General features: G+C 70.1%; 17 protein-coding genes and 1 tRNA gene. 7 read left to right on the top strand and 11 right to left on the bottom strand.

The genetic code is table 11. The features are described 5' to 3' along the window. Positions 1-18: 18 nt before the first annotated feature. The 4 genes from BRW65_RS13865 to cobC are packed head-to-tail and all read right to left on the bottom strand — an operon-like array spanning position 19 to position 4,035. Positions 19-1,131 (bottom strand): bifunctional RNase H/acid phosphatase, encoded by a 1,113-nt coding sequence (locus tag BRW65_RS13865; protein ID WP_073875520.1) that lies wholly within the window; start codon positions 1,129-1,131, stop codon positions 19-21. Further along, entirely contained in the window at positions 1,128-1,865 is a 738-nt protein-coding gene (locus tag BRW65_RS13860; RefSeq protein WP_073875518.1) for a zinc ribbon domain-containing protein, read from the bottom strand. The genes BRW65_RS13865 and BRW65_RS13860 overlap by 4 nt, the downstream gene beginning before the upstream one ends. After that, the gene (locus BRW65_RS13855) at positions 1,862-3,010 is read right to left on the bottom strand and encodes a Nif3-like dinuclear metal center hexameric protein (protein WP_073875516.1); all 1,149 of its coding nucleotides are present in this window, start codon (positions 3,008-3,010) and stop codon (positions 1,862-1,864) included. The genes BRW65_RS13860 and BRW65_RS13855 overlap by 4 nt, the downstream gene beginning before the upstream one ends. After that, entirely contained in the window at positions 3,007-4,035 is a 1,029-nt protein-coding gene (gene cobC, locus BRW65_RS13850; protein ID WP_073875514.1) for an Rv2231c family pyridoxal phosphate-dependent protein CobC, read from the bottom strand. The genes BRW65_RS13855 and cobC overlap by 4 nt, the downstream gene beginning before the upstream one ends. 82 nt (positions 4,036-4,117) lie before the next feature. On the opposite strand from cobC, the gene BRW65_RS13845 reads away from it, so the two are divergent. Genes BRW65_RS13845 through BRW65_RS13835 form a run of 3 tightly spaced genes read left to right on the top strand, consistent with a single transcriptional unit; the run spans position 4,118 to position 6,129 of the window. Beyond that, positions 4,118-4,810: an HAD-IA family hydrolase gene (locus BRW65_RS13845; RefSeq protein ID WP_208611807.1), complete on the top strand. Its 693-nt coding sequence runs from the start codon at positions 4,118-4,120 to the stop codon at positions 4,808-4,810. Beyond that, on the top strand, positions 4,803-5,300 hold the full coding sequence (locus BRW65_RS13840) for a low molecular weight protein-tyrosine-phosphatase (protein ID WP_073875512.1): 498 nt from the start codon (positions 4,803-4,805) through the stop codon (positions 5,298-5,300). The genes BRW65_RS13845 and BRW65_RS13840 overlap by 8 nt, the downstream gene beginning before the upstream one ends. Before the next feature lies 1 nt (position 5,301). Continuing rightward, entirely contained in the window at positions 5,302-6,129 is an 828-nt protein-coding gene (locus BRW65_RS13835) for an SURF1 family cytochrome oxidase biogenesis protein (protein ID WP_073875510.1), read from the top strand. On the opposite strand, the gene BRW65_RS13830 is transcribed toward BRW65_RS13835, so the two are convergent. Together BRW65_RS13830 and BRW65_RS31720 are read right to left on the bottom strand one after the other, a co-directional pair. Continuing rightward, positions 6,111-7,055 carry a cobalamin biosynthesis protein gene (locus BRW65_RS13830; RefSeq protein WP_073875508.1) on the bottom strand — a complete coding sequence of 315 codons (945 nt, stop codon included), beginning with the start codon at positions 7,053-7,055 and terminating at the stop codon, positions 6,111-6,113. The two genes, BRW65_RS13835 and BRW65_RS13830, sit on opposite strands and share 19 nt — an antisense overlap. A gap of 52 nt (positions 7,056-7,107) precedes the next feature. Then, the gene (locus tag BRW65_RS31720; RefSeq protein ID WP_167374039.1) at positions 7,108-7,248 is read right to left on the bottom strand and encodes a hypothetical protein; all 141 of its coding nucleotides are present in this window, start codon (positions 7,246-7,248) and stop codon (positions 7,108-7,110) included. A gap of 61 nt (positions 7,249-7,309) precedes the next feature. On the opposite strand from BRW65_RS31720, the gene BRW65_RS13825 reads away from it, so the two are divergent. Next, entirely contained in the window at positions 7,310-8,140 is an 831-nt protein-coding gene (locus tag BRW65_RS13825) for an oxygenase MpaB family protein (RefSeq protein WP_073875506.1), read from the top strand. A 16-nt stretch (positions 8,141-8,156) separates the two neighbouring features. After that, entirely contained in the window at positions 8,157-8,552 is a 396-nt protein-coding gene (locus BRW65_RS13820; protein ID WP_073875504.1) for a VOC family protein, read from the top strand. A gap of 3 nt (positions 8,553-8,555) precedes the next feature. On the opposite strand, the gene BRW65_RS13815 is transcribed toward BRW65_RS13820, so the two are convergent. The 5 genes from BRW65_RS13815 to BRW65_RS13795 all read right to left on the bottom strand — a co-directional run bounded on the left by BRW65_RS13815 (position 8,556) and on the right by BRW65_RS13795 (position 11,515). Further along, positions 8,556-9,674 carry an epoxide hydrolase family protein gene (locus BRW65_RS13815; protein ID WP_073875693.1) on the bottom strand — a complete coding sequence of 373 codons (1,119 nt, stop codon included), beginning with the start codon at positions 9,672-9,674 and terminating at the stop codon, positions 8,556-8,558. A 97-nt stretch (positions 9,675-9,771) separates the two neighbouring features. After that, positions 9,772-9,843, bottom strand: a tRNA-Val gene (locus BRW65_RS13810). A gap of 126 nt (positions 9,844-9,969) precedes the next feature. After that, positions 9,970-10,431, bottom strand: a complete 462-nt coding sequence (locus tag BRW65_RS13805; RefSeq protein ID WP_073875502.1) for a peroxiredoxin — start codon at positions 10,429-10,431, stop codon at positions 9,970-9,972. Further along, entirely contained in the window at positions 10,431-10,853 is a 423-nt protein-coding gene (locus BRW65_RS13800; protein ID WP_067269553.1) for a DUF3052 domain-containing protein, read from the bottom strand. The genes BRW65_RS13805 and BRW65_RS13800 overlap by 1 nt, the downstream gene beginning before the upstream one ends. Before the next feature lie 80 nt (positions 10,854-10,933). Continuing rightward, complete coding sequence (locus BRW65_RS13795) at positions 10,934-11,515, bottom strand: hypothetical protein (RefSeq protein WP_073875500.1); 582 nt, start codon at positions 11,513-11,515, stop codon at positions 10,934-10,936. Between the two features lie 184 nt (positions 11,516-11,699). On the opposite strand from BRW65_RS13795, the gene aceE reads away from it, so the two are divergent. Then, positions 11,700-14,486, top strand: coding sequence for a pyruvate dehydrogenase (acetyl-transferring), homodimeric type (gene aceE / locus BRW65_RS13790; protein ID WP_073875498.1), 2,787 nt, complete (start codon positions 11,700-11,702; stop codon positions 14,484-14,486). 154 nt (positions 14,487-14,640) lie between these two features. Beyond that, positions 14,641-15,963 carry a PucR family transcriptional regulator gene (locus BRW65_RS13785; protein ID WP_073875496.1) on the top strand — a complete coding sequence of 441 codons (1,323 nt, stop codon included), beginning with the start codon at positions 14,641-14,643 and terminating at the stop codon, positions 15,961-15,963. Positions 15,964-16,024: the final 61 nt, after the last annotated feature.

Below are 16,024 nucleotides of genomic sequence, written 5' to 3'. Positions count from 1 at the left end.
CGACGTCTCCTTACCCCGCTAGAGGTATCCGGTCTGGTTCACCAGGCGTACGGACGAGGCCCCGTCAGGATAGAACTCGGCGATGCTCAGCGATGCCAGATCGAGGTGCAGGCGGTACAGGATTCCCGGCCCCGCTTCCAGCGCCAGCCGCAGCAGCATCTTGATCGGCGTCACGTGCGACACCACCAGCACCGTCGTTCCCGGATGCGCGGCGATGATCCGTTCGCGGGCCCGGACCACCCGGTCGAGCACGGCGTCAAAGCTCTCACCGCCCGGCGGTGTGGTGCCGGTGTCGCGCAGCCAGCGGCCGTGCAGCTCCGGGTCGCGTTCGGCGGCCTCGCCGAAGGTCAACCCCTCCCACGCGCCGAAATCGGTCTCGATCAAATCGTCGTCGACGGTCACGTCCAGGCCGAGCGCCTTGGCCGCCCGCGCCGCGGTGTCGTAGGCCCGCTGCAGGGGCGAGGCGAACACCGCCGAGATCCCGCCGCGCTCGGCCAGATAACGCGCCGCGGCGTCGGCCTGCCTGCGCCCCACCTCGGTGAGCGCCGGGTTGCCTCGGCCCGAATAGCGGCGCTGCGCGGACAGCTCGGTCTGGCCGTGCCGCAGCAACAGCAGCCTGGTCGGTGCGCCCCGCGCTCCGGTCCAGCCGGGCGCCTGCGGGGATTGCGGCGCAACGGGTTTCGGGGTCTCGGCCACACGCTCCTCGGGTTCGTCCGCCAGGTCGCTGGCGGCCGCCGCGTCCATCGCCTCGTTGGCCAGCCGGTCGGCGTAGGAGTTGCGCTCGCGAGGAATCCACGTGTAGCTGATCCGGTCGAACCGCGCGGCCAGCGCTCGGGCCTGGCCGTGCAGCTCGACCAGGTCGGGATGCTTGACCTTCCACCGCCCCGACATCTGCTCCACCAGCAGCTTGGAATCCAGGAAGACCGCGGCCTCGGTGGCGCCGAGCTGCAGGGCGTCCTCCAAACCGGCCAACAGGCCGCGATATTCGGCCACGTTGTTGGTGGCCCGGCCGATGGCCTGCTTGTTCTCGGCCAACGTCGCCGAGCGGTCCTCGGTCCACACGACGGCGCCGTAGCCCGCCGGGCCGGGATTGCCCCGGGACCCGCCGTCGGCCTCGATCACCACCTTCATTGGTCGAACCCCTTGACCCGCAACAGGATCGCGCCGCATTCGGGGCATCGCACCACGTCGTCGTCGGCGGCGGCCGAGATGCGGGACATCTCGCCGCGGTCGATCTCGAGCCGGCAGGCGCCGCACCGGCGCCCCAGCAGCGGTCCGGCGCCCGGCCCTCCCCCGGCGCGCTGCCGTTCGTAGAGCGCCGCCAGGGCGGGGTCCAGTTCGGCGGTCAGGGTCTCCCGGCGCGACGAATGCGCCTGCCGGGCCGCATTGATTTCGGTGAGCGCGTCGTCGAGAGCTTGCCGGGCGCCGGCCAGTTCGGCCTCCAGCGCCTCGACCGTTCCCTGCGCGTCGTTCAGTTGGGACTGCAGCTCCTCGCGGCGCTCCATCACCTCCAACAGCGAATCTTCCAGGCTGCCCTGACGGCGCGTCAGCGTCTCCAGCTCGTGCTGCAGGTCAGACAGCTGCTTGGCGTCGGTGGCACCCGACTGCAGCAGCGCCCGGTCGCGGTCTTCACGCTGCCGGACCGCATCGATTTCGGACTCGAACCGCGACACCTGAACCTCGATGTCCTCCAAGGCGATCCGAATGGCGCCCACCCTGTCGGCGGCGGCGTTGAGTTCGTCCTGCAACCGCTCGCAGGCCTGTTGCTCCGCCAGATGGCTGGCCCGGTGCGTGATGCGGGACAGCTCCGCATCCAGTTTCGACAGCTCGAGCAGCGAACGCTGCTGAGCGACTTCGGCCTTCATCGCGCCTCACCCCCGGTCTCGTCGCCGCACTGCCCCATGTTCCATGGGTCGGTGCGGATGGTGCATATCCGCACCGCCAGCGCCGCACCGAAACGGGACCGCAACAGGTTTGCGGCCTGGTGGCACCACGGAAATTCACTTGCCCAGTGCGCCACGTCCACCAGCGCCACATTCGAGCTCCGGCGATGTTCGTCGGCCGGATGGTGTCGCAGGTCGGCCGTGACGTAGGCCTGCACGCCCGCCGCGGCCGCAGTCGCCAGCAGCGAGTCCCCGGCGCCGCCGCAGACGGCGACCCGGGACACCGGCAGGTCGGGGTCGCCCGCCGCGCGGACCCCCCACGCGGTACGCGGCAGGGCGGCGTCGACGCGGGACACGAAGTCGCGCAGCGGTTCCGGCCGGGGCAGGACGCCGATGCGGCCCAACCCGGCGTCGCCGGGCGGCGGCACCAACGCGAACACGTCGAACGCGGGCTCCTCGTAGGGATGCGCGGCGCGCATCGCGGCCAGCACGGCGGCCCGGATCCGCGCGGGTGCGACCACTTCGAACCGGTCTTCGGCCACCCGCTCGACGGTGCCGACGCTGCCCACCGCGGGTGATGCCCCTTCGTGCGGCAGGAACTGCCCGATACCGCTGACGCTCCAGCTGCAGTGCGAATAGTCGCCGATGTGTCCGGCGCCGGCCTCGAACACCGCCGCCTGCACCGCTTCCGAGTTCTCGCGCGGCACGTAGACCACCCACTTGTCGAGGTCGGTCGCGTCGGTTCGCGGCTCCAGGGGTGCCTCGACGGCGAGGCCGAGTGCCTCGGCGAGCGCATCCGAGACGCCCGGTGCGGCCGAGTCGGCGTTGGTGTGCGCGGTGAAAAGCGAACGCCCCGTTCGGATCAGCCGGTGCACCAGCGCGCCCTTGGGCGTGCTGGCCGCCACCGTGTCGACCCCGCGCAACAGCAACGGGTGATGGGCCAGCAGCAGTCCACCGTGGGGAACCTCCTCGACGACGGTCGGTGTCGCGTCGACCGCAACGGTCACCGACTCGAGGCGATCGTCGGGGTCGCCGCACACCAGCCCCACCGAGTCCCACGATTCGGCCAGCCGCGGCGGGTAGGCCTCGTCGAGCACGTCGATGACGTCGGTCAGCCGCACGCTCACGCGCGCACCTCCGAGACGGCCTGGACCAGCAGCGGCCATTCCCGGCGCACCGCGGCCCGCAGGTAACGCTCGTCCAGACCGACGAACGTGTCACAGCGACGGATGGCAATCCCTTTGTCCTGCAGAGTTTTTCGGATCCGAACGGCGTCCGGCCGGTGGAACAGCACGAACGGGGCCCGACCGTCGACCACCTCGGCGCCCGCGGACGTCAGGCCGGCCACCATCTCGGCGCGCAACTCCGTCAGCCGCGCGGCACCGGCCGCCGCCTCGGCGACGGACCGCGGGCCGCAGCACGCCGCGATCGCCGCCAGCTGCAGCGTGCCCACCGGCCAGTGGGCGCGCTGAGCGGTCAATCGGTCCAACACTTCCGGTGCACCCAGGGCGTAGCCCACCCGCAATCCGGCCAGCGCCCAGGTCTTGGTCAGGCTGCGCAGCACCACCACGTCGGGCAGCGAGTCGCCGGCCAGCGACTCCGGTTCGCCCGGGATCGAATCGGCGAACGCCTCGTCGACCACCAGGATGCGGCCGGGCCGCCGCAACGCGAGGAGCTGCTCGCGGGTGTGCAGCACCGAGGTGGGGTTGGTCGGGTTGCCCACCACGACCAGGTCGGCGTCGTCGGGGATGCGCACCCCGTCCAGGCCGAAAGGCGGCTCCAGCACCACGTGGTCCACCGGCACCCCGGCCGCGCTCAGCGCCGCGGCCGGCTCGGTGAACGCGGGCGCGATGATCGCCGCCCGCGCCGGGCGCAGGTTGCTCAACAATGCGAACGCCTCGGCCGCCCCGGCCAGCGGCAGCACCTCATCGCGGGCCCGGCCGTGCCGCTCGGCGGCCGCGTCCTGCGCCGCCCACACGTCCTGGGCGCTCGGATACCGGGCCAAATCCGGCAGCCGCGCGGCCAGCCGCCGCACCAGCCACTCGGGTGGCCGGGCGTGACGGACGTTGACGGCGAAATCCAGCATCCCGGGTGCGACGGCCTGATCACCGTGATAGCGCGCCGCAGGCGGGCTCAAGTTCAGACTCGCCATCCGAGAAACACTAGTGGGCCGCGCCGGGGCGTGGCAGCGACACCGGCACACCCGGCCGTCGGGCATCGAGGACAATGATGAGGTGACAGGCACAACGTCCACCGATCGCCCTTCGCCGCGCCTGACGACCGAGCTGGTGATCTTCGACCTCGACGGCACCCTCACCGACTCCGCGGAGGGGATCGTGGCCAGCTTCCTGCATGCGCTCGAGCAGGTCGGTGTCGACGTGCCCGACGGTGACCTGGTGGCCCAGATCGTCGGCCCGCCGATGGACGACACCTTCCATTCGATGCTGGGCGAGGACGCCGAGCGCGCGATCGCGGCCTTCCGCGCCGAATACGGCAGCCGGGGCTGGGCGATGAACACCCTGTTCGAGGGCATCGAGCCGCTACTGGCCGACCTAAAGGCCGCCGGCGTCCGGCTGGCCGTGGCCACCTCGAAGCTCGAGCCGACCGCGCGCCGCATCCTGGCCCACTTCGGGCTCGATCAGCATTTCGAGGTCATCGCCGGCGCGAGCCCCGACGGCTCGCGCAAGACCAAGGTCGAGGTGCTGGCGCACGCGTTGGAACAGCTGCAACCCCTGCCCGAGCGGGTGCTGATGGTCGGCGACCGCAGCCACGACGTGCACGGCGCGGCCGCCCACGGCATCGACACCGTGGTGGTCGGCTGGGGCTATGGGCGCGACGACTTCCCCGACGGCGCGGTGGCCACCGGCACCACGGCGGTGACGCACGCCGCGACCGTCGACGAGCTGCGGGCGGTGCTCGGTGTCTGAGCGCGAACCGCTGCACGTCACCTTCGTGTGCACCGGCAACATCTGCCGATCGGTGATGGCCGAGAAGATGTTCGCCGACCAGCTGCGCCGCCGCGGCCTGGCCGACGCCGTGCGGGTGACCAGCGCGGGCACCGGCAACTGGCACGTCGGGGAATGCGCCGACGACCGGGCGACCGACGTGTTGCGCGCCCACGGTTACTCCACCGACCACCGCGCCGCCCAGGTCGACGAGGACCACCTGGCGGCCGACCTGGTGGTGGCCCTGGGCCGCAACCATCTTCGAATGCTGCGCGAGCTGGGCGTCGACGAGGAGCGGGTGCGGATGCTGCGGTCGTTCGACCCGCGGTCCGGCGCACACGCGCACGACGTCGAGGACCCGTACTACGGCGACGCGCAGGACTTCGAGGACGTGTTCGCCGTCATCGAGGCCTCGTTGCCCGGCCTGCACGCCTGGGTCGACGACCGGCTGGGCCGAAACGGATCGGGCTGACATGCGTCGGTTGGCGTTCTTGCTGCGGCCCGGCTGGATCGCGCTGGCGCTGGTGGTCGTCGCGTTCGCCTACCTGTGCTTCACGGTGCTGGCGCCGTGGCAGCTGGGCAAGCACAACCGGACGTCGCGGGAGAACCGCCAGATCGAGTATTCCCTCAACACCGACCCGGTTCCCCTGAAAACACTGTTGCCGCAGCAAGATTCGGCCGCCCCGAACGCGCAGTGGCGCCGCGTGACGGCCACCGGGCACTACCTGCCCGACGTCCAGGTGCTGGCGCGGTTGCGGGTGATCGAGGGCAAACCCGCGTTCGAGGTGTTGGCACCGTTCGTCGTCGACGACGGACCCACCGTCCTCGTCGATCGGGGCTACGTGCGCCCCGAGCAGGGCTCCCACGTGCCGCCGATCCCCCGCCCACCGCAGGAGCCCGTCACCCTCACCGCGCGGCTGCGCGACTCCGAGGCCGTCGCCCCGGGCAAAGACCCGTTAAGCCAAGACGGTGTGGAGCAGGTGTATTCGATCAACACCGAACAGGTCGCGGCGCTGACCAAGGTGCCGCTCGCCGGGTCCTATCTCCAGCTGACCGAGGACCAGCCCGGCGGGCTCGGCGTGATCGGCGTGCCGCACCTGGACGCCGGCCCGTTCCTGTCCTACGGCATCCAGTGGATCTCGTTCGGCATCGTCGCCCCGCTGGGGTTGGGCTACTTCGTGTATTCCGAGATCCGCGCCCGCCGCCGCGAAAAGCAGCCCCCGGCGGCGGCTGCGCAGACCCCCGAGCCCCCGCAGACCGTGGAGGCGAAACTCGCCGACCGCTACGGCCGCCGCAGGTAACAGAGCAGTCCGGCCAGCACGGCCGCACCCGCCTGCACCGTCCGCGACAACGCCACCGCGCGCCGCAGGTCGGCGACCGTCGGCGCGTGGCCGTCGCCCAGGCTGGGCCGGATCTGCAACCCGTGGCGGTATTGCGTGGGCCCACCGAGGCGCACGCCCAGCGCCCCGGCGAAGGCCGCCTCGACGACGCCGGAGTTCGGGCTGGGATGACGGGCGGCGTCGCGGCGCCAGGCCCGCACCGCACCCGAGGCCGACCCGCTGACGAAGGGCGCGCAGACAACCACCAGCGCCGCCGTCACCCGCGCGCCGACGTAGTTGGCCGCGTCGTCCAATCTCGCTGCGGCCCAGCCGAATCGGGAATAGCGCGCGGAGCGGTAGCCGATCATCGCGTCGAGCGTGTTGATGCCGCGGTACGCCAGCACGGCCGGAACCCCGCCCACGGCGGCACACAGCAGCGGCGCCACCTGGGCGTCGGACGTGTTTTCCGCGACCGATTCCAGCGACGCGCGCGCCAGGCCCGCGGCGTCCAGCCAGGCCGGGTCGCGCCCGCACAGCGACGGCAGCAGGCGGCGCGCGCCCTCGACGTCCCCGCGCTCCAGTAGTTCGGACATCGCCAGGCCGGTGCGCGCCAGCGAGGTCCCGCCGATCGACACCCAGCTGGCGCCGGCGGTGGCCGCGACCGACCAGGGCCAACCGCCGCGGCCGGCGGCCCGTTGCAGCATGGCGCCGAACATGCTGACCGTTCCGACCAGCACGCCGACGTGCACCGCCCCCGCGAGCCTGGTGTCGCGATAGGTCACGCGCTCGAGCTCGGCGGCGGCCCGGCCGAACGCCGCGACGGGGTGCCCCCGAGCCGGGTCGCCCAGCGCCACGTCGGCCAGGTAGCCGGCCAGCACGCCGGCCGGCCGGCTCCGCGTCGCCACCACCCTGGCAGCGTCTCACACGCGGTCCGGACTCCTCCGCGGGCAGAACCGGGTTCTAGGCCATCGCGAAGACGGCCGCGACGATCACCGCGGCGATCAGCACGACGATCACCCACCACATCAGCACGGGTGAGTCGAACGCGCCCGTCGACGCGCTCGCCCGGTGGTGCGCGGGGCCGCTGAATTGGGTGCTCATTTTGCTAGGCGTGCCCGTTTTCGCCCGGTTATAACGTCCGGGTCGTGGTTGACTCCAAGGCATGGCGTCGTCCGCGAGGAAGCGGCCCGCGACCCGGGTCGCCGACCTGCTCAACCCGGCGGCACTGTTGCTCCCGGCCGCGAACGTGATCATGCAGTTGTCCTTGCCGGGCGTTGGGTATGGGGTGCTGGAAAGCCCGGTGGACAGCGGCAACGTCTACAAGCATCCGTTCAAGCGGGCCCGCACCACCGGCACCTACCTCGCCGTCGCCACCATCGGGACCGAGTCCGACCGGGCGTTGATGCGCGGCGCCGTCGACGTCGTGCACCGGCAGGTTCGCTCGACGCCGTCAAGTCCGGTGTCCTACAACGCCTTCGACCCCAAGCTGCAGCTATGGGTGGCCGCGTGCCTGTACCGCTATTTCGTGGACCAGCACGAATTCCTGCACGGCCCGCTCGACGACGTCACCGCCGACGCCGTGTATCTCGACGCCGCGCGGCTGGGCACCACTTTGCAGGTGCCCGACGGCGGGTGGCCGCCGGATCGGGCGGCGTTCGACGCGTACTGGAAGCGCTCGCTCGACGAGCTGCGCATCGACCCTCCAGTGCGGGAGCACCTGCGCGGCGTGGCGTCGCTGGCCTTCCTGCCGTGGCCGTTGCGCGTCGTGGCCGGCCCGTTCAACCTGTTTGCGACGACGGGGTTTCTGGCTCCGGAGTTTCGCGCACTGATGCAGCTGGACTGGTCGCGGGGCCAGCAGCGCCGGTTCGGGTGGCTGCTGTCCGCGCTGCGGCTGGCGGACCTCTTCGTGCCGCACCGGGTCTGGCTCCTCGGGTATCGGATGTACCTGTGGGACATGCGGTTTCGCGCGCGACGGGGTTGGCGGATCGTTTAGGGCGTAGAGTTGCCCGATGCCCTTTCCTGCGCTCAACCACGTCGCGGTCACGGTGCGCGACATCGAGATCAGCGGGCCGTGGTATCGCGACCTGCTCGGCGCCGACCCGATAGTCGACGAGCACACCGAAGCCGGGTTCCGGCACCTGGTTTGGCTGCTCGACGGCGGCACGCTCTTCGGTATCCACCAGCACGATAGTCGGGCCCCCGACGAAAGCTTCAGCGAGCTCCGGGTGGGGCTGGATCACGTCGGCTTCGGCTGTTCCAGCCGTGCGGAGTTGGAGAACTGGGTGGCGCGGCTGGACGCGCTGGGCATCGCACACGGCGGCATCGTGGACGCACCGTACGGCTCGGGACTCAGTTTTCGCGACCCCGACGGCATCGCGTTGGAGTTCTTCGCGCTGCCGCAATAACGCTCAGCGTACCGTCGCGAAGAACGCGCGGACGTCGTCGACGAACAGGTCCGGTTGCTCGAACGCGGCGAAATGTCCGCCGCGCTCCATCGCCGTCCAGTGCGTGATGTTGTAGACCGGCTCGCACCAGCTTCTCGGCGCCTTGAGCAGCTCGCCGGGGAAAGCCGCTACGCCCGTGGGCAATTCGACGCGGTCCAGCTGGCCGAACACCCTGAAGCTCTCCCAGTACAGGCGGGCCGAGGACGCTCCGCTGTCGGTCACCCAATAGAGCATCACGTTGTCGAGGAGCTCGTCGCGGGTGAACACGTTCTCCGGGTGGCCGTCGCAATCGGCCCATGCCCAGAACTTCTCGACGATCCACGCGAGTTGCCCCACCGGCGAATCGGCCAGCCCGTAGCCCAGGGTTTGCGGCCGGGTGGACTGCTGCTTGGAGTAGCCGGTGCCCCACTTGCGGTGGTCGGCCAGCGCGGCCATCGCCCGCTGCTCGTCGTCGGTCGGGCTCTTCAGGGATTCCGGCGTGGGTCGACCGATCGGCATATTGAGGTGGATCCCCGCGCAGTGACCCCCGTTGCGCCCGATCTGCGTGGTCACGGCGGCGCCCCAGTCGCCGCCCTGGGCGCCGTAGCGGTCATAGCCCAGGCGCGACATCAGCGTCTCCCAGGCCTCGGCGATCTTCTCCACGCCCCAGCCCGTGCGGGTCGGTTTGTCGGAGAATCCGTATCCCGGCAGGGACGGGCAGACCACGTGGAAGGCGTCCTCGGCGCGGCCGGACGCCGGGTTGGTCAGCGGCTCGATCACCTTGTGGAACTCCACGATCGAGCCGGGCCAGCCGTGCGTGATCAGCAGCGGGAACGCGTCGTCGTGCGGCGACCGCTGGTGGATGAAATGGATGCCCAGCCCGTCGATTTCGGTGATGAACTGATCGAAGCGGTTCAACGCCGCCTCGCGTGACCGCCAGTCGTATTGCTCGGCCCAATAGCCCGCCAGCTCACGGGTGTAGGCCAGCGGCATGCCCTGGCTCCAGTCGTCCACGCATTCGGCATCCGGCCAACGCGTGTGCGCCAGCCGCGCCCGCAGGTCGTCCAGGACGTCGTCGGAGACGTCGATGCGAAACGGTTCCACGGGTTGCTCATTCACGGCGCGAGCGTATCGCTACGGCGACAAACGGGGCCCAGAATCGCCACCGCCTTACGCTCGCGAACGCCGGCTAGCGAATGAGTGGGCGCGGACGGTATCGAACCGCCGACCGCTGGTGTGTAAAACCAGAGCTCTACCACTGAGCTACGCGCCCCATGCCCGCCGGGCAGGCTACACGCACATGGCCTAAGTACCCAAACGTCGCGATTCACGACGAGCGTGCGAGTTTGTCCGCGCCGCGCGGCGTGTCGGCGTCCAGACACGGACGCTCGCGCGGCCCTCAGTCCCGCAAAGCCGCCAGCGCGTCGGTCCACAGCCGCTGGTTGCGGGATTCGCCGGGCTGTTTCATCTCCGCGAACCGGATGATCCCGGATCGGTCGATGACGAAGGTGCCACGGTTGGGGTAGCCGGCCTCCTCGTTGAACACGCCGTAGGCCTGGCTGACCTCGCCGTGCGGCCAGAAGTCCGACAACACTGGGAAGGTGAACCCGCTTTCCAGCGACCAGATCCGGTGCGTGGGCGGTGGCCCGACCGAGATGGCCAGCGTCGCGCGGTCGTCGTTCTCGTAGTCGGGCAGGTGATCGCGCAGCTGGTCGAGCTCGCCCTGGCAGATGCCGGTGAAGGCCAGCGGGAAGAACACCAGCAGCACGTTCTTGGCGCCGCGGTAGGTGCTGAGGCTGACACGCTGTTGGTTCTGGTCGCGCAGTGTGAAGTCCGGGGCGGTGGCGCCGACGGGCAGCATCAACGCTTCCCGGTTCGGGACTTCGGCTGCACCAGTCGGCTGGCGCTCCAGTCACCCAGGTTGACCGACGACGTCGGCATCAGGCCGGCGGTCGGGGCCGCCTCGGCGATTTCGGCGGGCAGGACGTGGCCGGGCTTGCCGGTCTTGGGCGTCAGCACCCAGATCACGCCGTCCTCGGCCAGCGGGCCGATCGCGTCCATCAGCGTGTCCACCAGGTCGCCGTCCCCGTCGCGCCACCACAGCAGCACCACGTCGACCACCTCGTCGGTGTCCTCGTCGAGCAGCTCAGCGCCGCACGCCTCCTCGACATCGGCCCGGATCTCGTCGTCGGTGTCCTCGTCCCAGCCCCATTCCTGGACAACTTGGTCTCGTTGGATGCCCAATTTGCGAGCGTAGCTCGGGGCGTGATCCGCCGCGACCACCGTGGAGCCTCCTTAAACCGTCCCGCGCCGTGCGATGGGGATTATCGTCGCACAGCCGCAACCACGTCGACACCCGCGCCTCAGAACGATGCCAGGCACAGTTTCAGCGCTTTCGTCTTGGCGTCGTTGAGCGCGTCCACGCGCCGATTGAATTCGCCCGTCGCGGCGTGGGTGCCGATCGCGTTGGCCACCCCACGGGCCGCGTCGATATAGGTGTTGAACGCGTCCTTCAGCTGCTGGGACAGCGCATCGCTGAAGCTGTTACCCACCGTGTCGGCGCTGCTGTTCAGCGCGTCGATGGCCGGGCCCTCCGTCGGGCCGGTGTTGCGGCCCGCGTTGAACGCGCCGACGAAAACGTTCACCTTGTCGATCGCGTCCTTGCTCGACGTGGCCAGCGTGTCGCACGAGGTGCGCACGGCCCGGGTGGTCAGCGATTGCTGCCGCTGGGACTCGCGGACCCGCGAGGTCGCCGACGAGGCGGACACCGACGCGGACACCGACTGCCGGTACGCCGGGGCGACCTGCGTGTCGGGGGTGGCGGTGCCGTTGGTGACGGTGGTACACCCCACGATCCCCATCAGCGTCGCCGCGACACATCCGAGCGCCAGAGCGCCTCGCCTGGGGGAGCCCCCCGCAAGGACGGCACGCCATCCACTGAGCACGGCTCATGACGTTACCGGGTGACCACCCCGATCGTTCGGCTACGCACGGGTTCGTGTCCGCCGGGTGAACCCGCGCCAGCTACCCGATGTCGGCTAGCCCCGGGAATCGCCGGTGCGGCACGATAGAGGGAGACGGTGCACGGCACCCCGAGGGCACAAGCCCCGCCAACTACAGGAGAGTGCGTTGACAACCGAGTTCGCGCGCCACGATCTGGCCAAAACCCCAAGCAGCGCAAGCGAACCCGACCGCGTTCGGGTGATCCGCGAAGGCGTGGCGTCGTACCTGCCCGACATCGACCCCGAAGAGACGTCGGAGTGGCTGGAGTCCTTCGACGAGTTGCTGGAGCGCTCCGGGCCGGCGCGGGCGCGGTATTTGATGCTGCGGCTGCTGGAACGGGCCGGCGAGCAGCGCGTCGCCCTTCCGTCGCTGACGTCAACCGATTACGTCAACACGATCCCCACCGAACTGGAGCCGTGGTTCCCCGGCGACGAGGACGTCGAGCGGCGCTTCCGGGCCTGGATCCGCTGGAACGCCGCCATCATGGTGCACCGCGCGCAGCGGCCGGGAGTCGGCGTCGGCGGCCACATTTCGACGTACGCGTCGTCGGCGGCGCTGTACGAGGTCGGCTTCAACCACTTCTTCCGGGGCAAATCGCATCCCGGCGGGGGCGACCAGGTGTTCATCCAGGGCCACGCGTCGCCCGGGATTTATGCGCGCGCCTTCCTCGAAGGCCGGCTCAGCGAGGACCGGCTCGACGGCTTCCGCCAGGAACACAGCCACGCCGCCGGCGGGCTGCCGTCCTACCCGCACCCGCGGCTGATGCCCGACTTCTGGGAGTTCCCCACCGTGTCGATGGGCCTGGGCCCGCTCAACGCCATCTATCAGGCGCGGTTCAACCACTACCTGCACGACCGGGGCATCAAGGACACCTCCGACCAGCACGTGTGGTGCTTCCTGGGCGACGGCGAGATGGACGAGCCGGAGAGCCGCGGGCTGGCGCACGTCGGCGCGCTGGAGGGCCTGGACAACCTGACTTTCGTGATCAACTGCAACCTGCAGCGCCTCGACGGACCGGTGCGCGGCAACGGCAAGATCATCCAGGAATTGGAGTCGTTCTTCCGGGGCGCCGGCTGGAACGTCATCAAGGTGGTCTGGGGCCGCGAGTGGGACGCGCTGCTGCACGCCGATCGCGACGGCGCGTTGGTGAACCTGATGAACACCACCCCCGACGGCGACTACCAGACGTACAAGGCCAACGACGGCGCCTACGTGCGCGACCATTTCTTCGGCCGCGACCCGCGCACCAAGGCGCTCGTCGAGAACATGACCGACGCTGAGATCTGGAACCTCAAGCGCGGCGGCCACGACTACCGCAAGGTCTACGCCGCCTACCGGGCCGCCCTCGACCACAAGGGCCAGCCGACGGTGATCCTGGCCAAGACCATCAAGGGCTACTCGCTGGGCGCACACTTCCAGGGCCGCAACGCCACCCATCAGATGAAAAAGCTTGCGCTGGAAGACCTTAAGCACTTCCGGGACTCCATGCGGATCCCGATCAGCGACGCCCAGCTGGACGAGAATCCCTACCTGCCGCCCTACTACCACCCCGGGTCGGACGCCCCGGAGATCCGCTACTTGCTCGACCGCCGGCGCACCCTCGGCGGCTTCCTGCCCGAGCGCCGCACCAAGGCCAAGGCGCTCAAGCTGCCCAGCCGGGACATCTACGCCGCGCTGAAGAAGGGATCCGGCACCCAGGAGGTCGCCACCACCATGGCGACCGTGCGCACCTTCAAGGAAGTGTTGCGCGACAAGGAAGTTGGGCCGCGCATCGTGCCGATCATTCCCGACGAGGCGCGCACGTTCGGGATGGACTCGTGGTTCCCGTCGCTGAAGATCTACAACCGCCTCGGCCAGCTCTACACCGCCGTCGACGCCGAGCTGATGCTGGCCTACAAGGAGAGCGAAGTCGGGCAGATCCTGCACGAGGGCATCAATGAGGCCGGGTCGGTGGGCTCGTTCATCGCGGCCGGCACGTCGTATGCGACGCACAACGAGCCGATGATTCCGATTTACATCTTCTATTCGATGTTCGGCTTCCAGCGCACCGGCGACGGCCTCTGGGCCGCCGCCGACCAGATGGCCCGCGGCTTCCTGCTCGGCGCCACCGCGGGGCGCACCACGCTGACCGGCGAGGGCCTGCAGCACGCCGACGGTCACTCGCTGCTGCTGGCCAGCACCAACCCCGCCGTGGTCGCCTACGACCCGGCGTTCGCCTACGAGATCGCCTACATCGTGGAAAGCGGGCTGGCGCGGATGTTCGGGGAGAACCCCGAGGACGTGTACTTCTACCTGACGATCTACAACGAGCCGTACGTGCAGCCGCCCGAGCCGGAGAACTTCGATCCCGAGGGGGTGCTGCGGGGCATCTACCGGTACCGCGCGGCCACCGAACAGCGCGCCAACACCGCGCACATCCTGGCCTCCGGGGTGGCGATGCCGTCGGCGCTGCAGGCGGCCGAGATGCTGGCCGAGTGGGACGTCGCCGCCGACGTGTGGTCCGTGACCAGCTGGGGCGAACTGAATCGCGACGGCCTGTCCGTCGAGAAGGCGAAGCTGCGCTACCCGGACCGGCCGGCCGGGACCGCCTACGTGACCCAGGCCCTGTCCAACGCCAGCGGGCCGGTGATCGCCGTGTCCGACTGGATGCGGGCCGTGCCCGAGCAGATCCGGCCGTGGGTGCCCAACACGTTCGTCACGCTGGGCACCGACGGCTTCGGCTTCTCCGACACCCGGCCCGCCGCGCGGCGCTACTTCAACACCGACGCCGAGTCGCAGGTGGTGGCCGTGCTGGAGGCGTTGGCGCGCGACGGGGAGATCGACCCGTCGGTGCCGGTCGCGGCCGCCCGCCAGTACAAGATCGACGACGTCCAGGCCGCGCCCGAGCAGACGTCCGACCCCGGGGTGGCCTGACAGCCAAGCGCCCCCTGCCGAGTGTGCGGCCAGCCGCACGCTGGTCGCCGAGCGTGAAGCCAGCCGCACGCTCGCGACCTGTCCATGCCCGCCAACCGCCCAAAACCCCCACCTCTTTGGCGAATACTTCCAAAATGTGGCGTAGGTTTTAGGGGTGAATGACAACCCGTTCGCTGGCCCATTCGCCAAGCAGCCCCGATCGCCGCTGGAAATGCTCAACACGGTGCCCGACTCGGTGCTGCGCCGGCTCAAGCAGCACTCCGGCCGGCTCGCCACCGAGGCGGTCTCGGTCATGCAGGACCGGTTGCCCTTCTTCGCCGACCTGGAGGCCTCGCAGCGGGCCAGCGTGGCGCTGGTGGTGCAGACGGCCATCAACAACTTCGTCGAGTGGATGCAGGACCCGCACAGCAACGTCAGCTACACCGCCCAGGCCTTCGAGCTGGTGCCCCAGGACCTGGCCCGCCGGATCGCGCTGCGGCACAGCGTGGACATGGTGCGCGTCACCATGGAGTTCTTCGAAGAGGTGCTGCCGCTGGTCGCCCGCTCCGAGGAGCAGCTCACCGCCCTGACCGTGGGCGTCCTGAAGTACAGCCGCGACCTGGCGTTCACCGCCGCCTCGGCCTACGCCAACGCGGCCGAGGCCCGCGGCACTTGGGACAGCCGGATGGAGGCCAGCGTCGTCGACGCCGTGGTCCGCGGCGACACCGGCCCCGAGCTGCTGTCCCGGGCCGCGGCGCTGAACTGGGACACCACCGCCCCGGCGACCGTCGTCGTCGGGGTCCCGGCGCCCGGGCGGGACGGCTCGAGCGGGCCGGGTGACGACCAGCGGGCCAGCCAGCACGTCCGCGACATCGCCGCCCAGCACGGCCGCGCCGCCCTCACCGACGTGCACGGCACCTGGCTGGTCGCTATTGTGTCCGGCCAACTGTCGCCAACCGACAAATTCCTCGGCGATCTGCTGCAGGCCTTCGCCGACGACCCGGTGGTCATCGGGCCCACCGCTCCGATGCTGACGGCCGCCTATCACAGCGCCAGCGAGGCGATTTCCGGGATGAACGCCGTCGGCGGCTGGCGGGGCGCGCCCCGGCCCGTCCAGGCCCGGGAACTCCTGCCCGAACGCGCCCTCATGGGCGACGCGTCGGCGATCGTCGCGCTGCACACCGACGTGATGGGGCCGTTGGCCGACGCGGGGCCGACGCTCATCGAAACTCTTGACGCTTACTTAGATTGTGGCGGCGCGATTGAGGCTTGTGCCAGAAAGTTGTTCGTTCATCCAAATACGGTGCGATACCGGCTCAAGCGGATCACCGACTTCACCGGACGCGATCCGACGCAGCCCCGCGACGCATACGTGCTGCGAGTGGCGGCGACCGTGGGCCAACTCAACTACCCCACCCCCACCGCTAGCGTCGGTACCAACCCCATGCCGCCGGTTCCGCTGCCGGTCAGGGCGGCTATCGTGGGTCAATCCGAGTAATAGTGACCCAGGCAACAGATCGCGGGACGGTATCGAACACGTAGCTTACGGAGCGGTTTTG

Source organism: Mycobacterium paraffinicum (assembly GCF_001907675.1).
Classification (GTDB): Bacteria; Actinomycetota; Actinomycetes; order Mycobacteriales; family Mycobacteriaceae; genus Mycobacterium; species Mycobacterium paraffinicum_A.
Note: the sequence above shows the minus strand (reverse complement) of the source record. Positions and strands in the feature narration are given on the sequence as shown.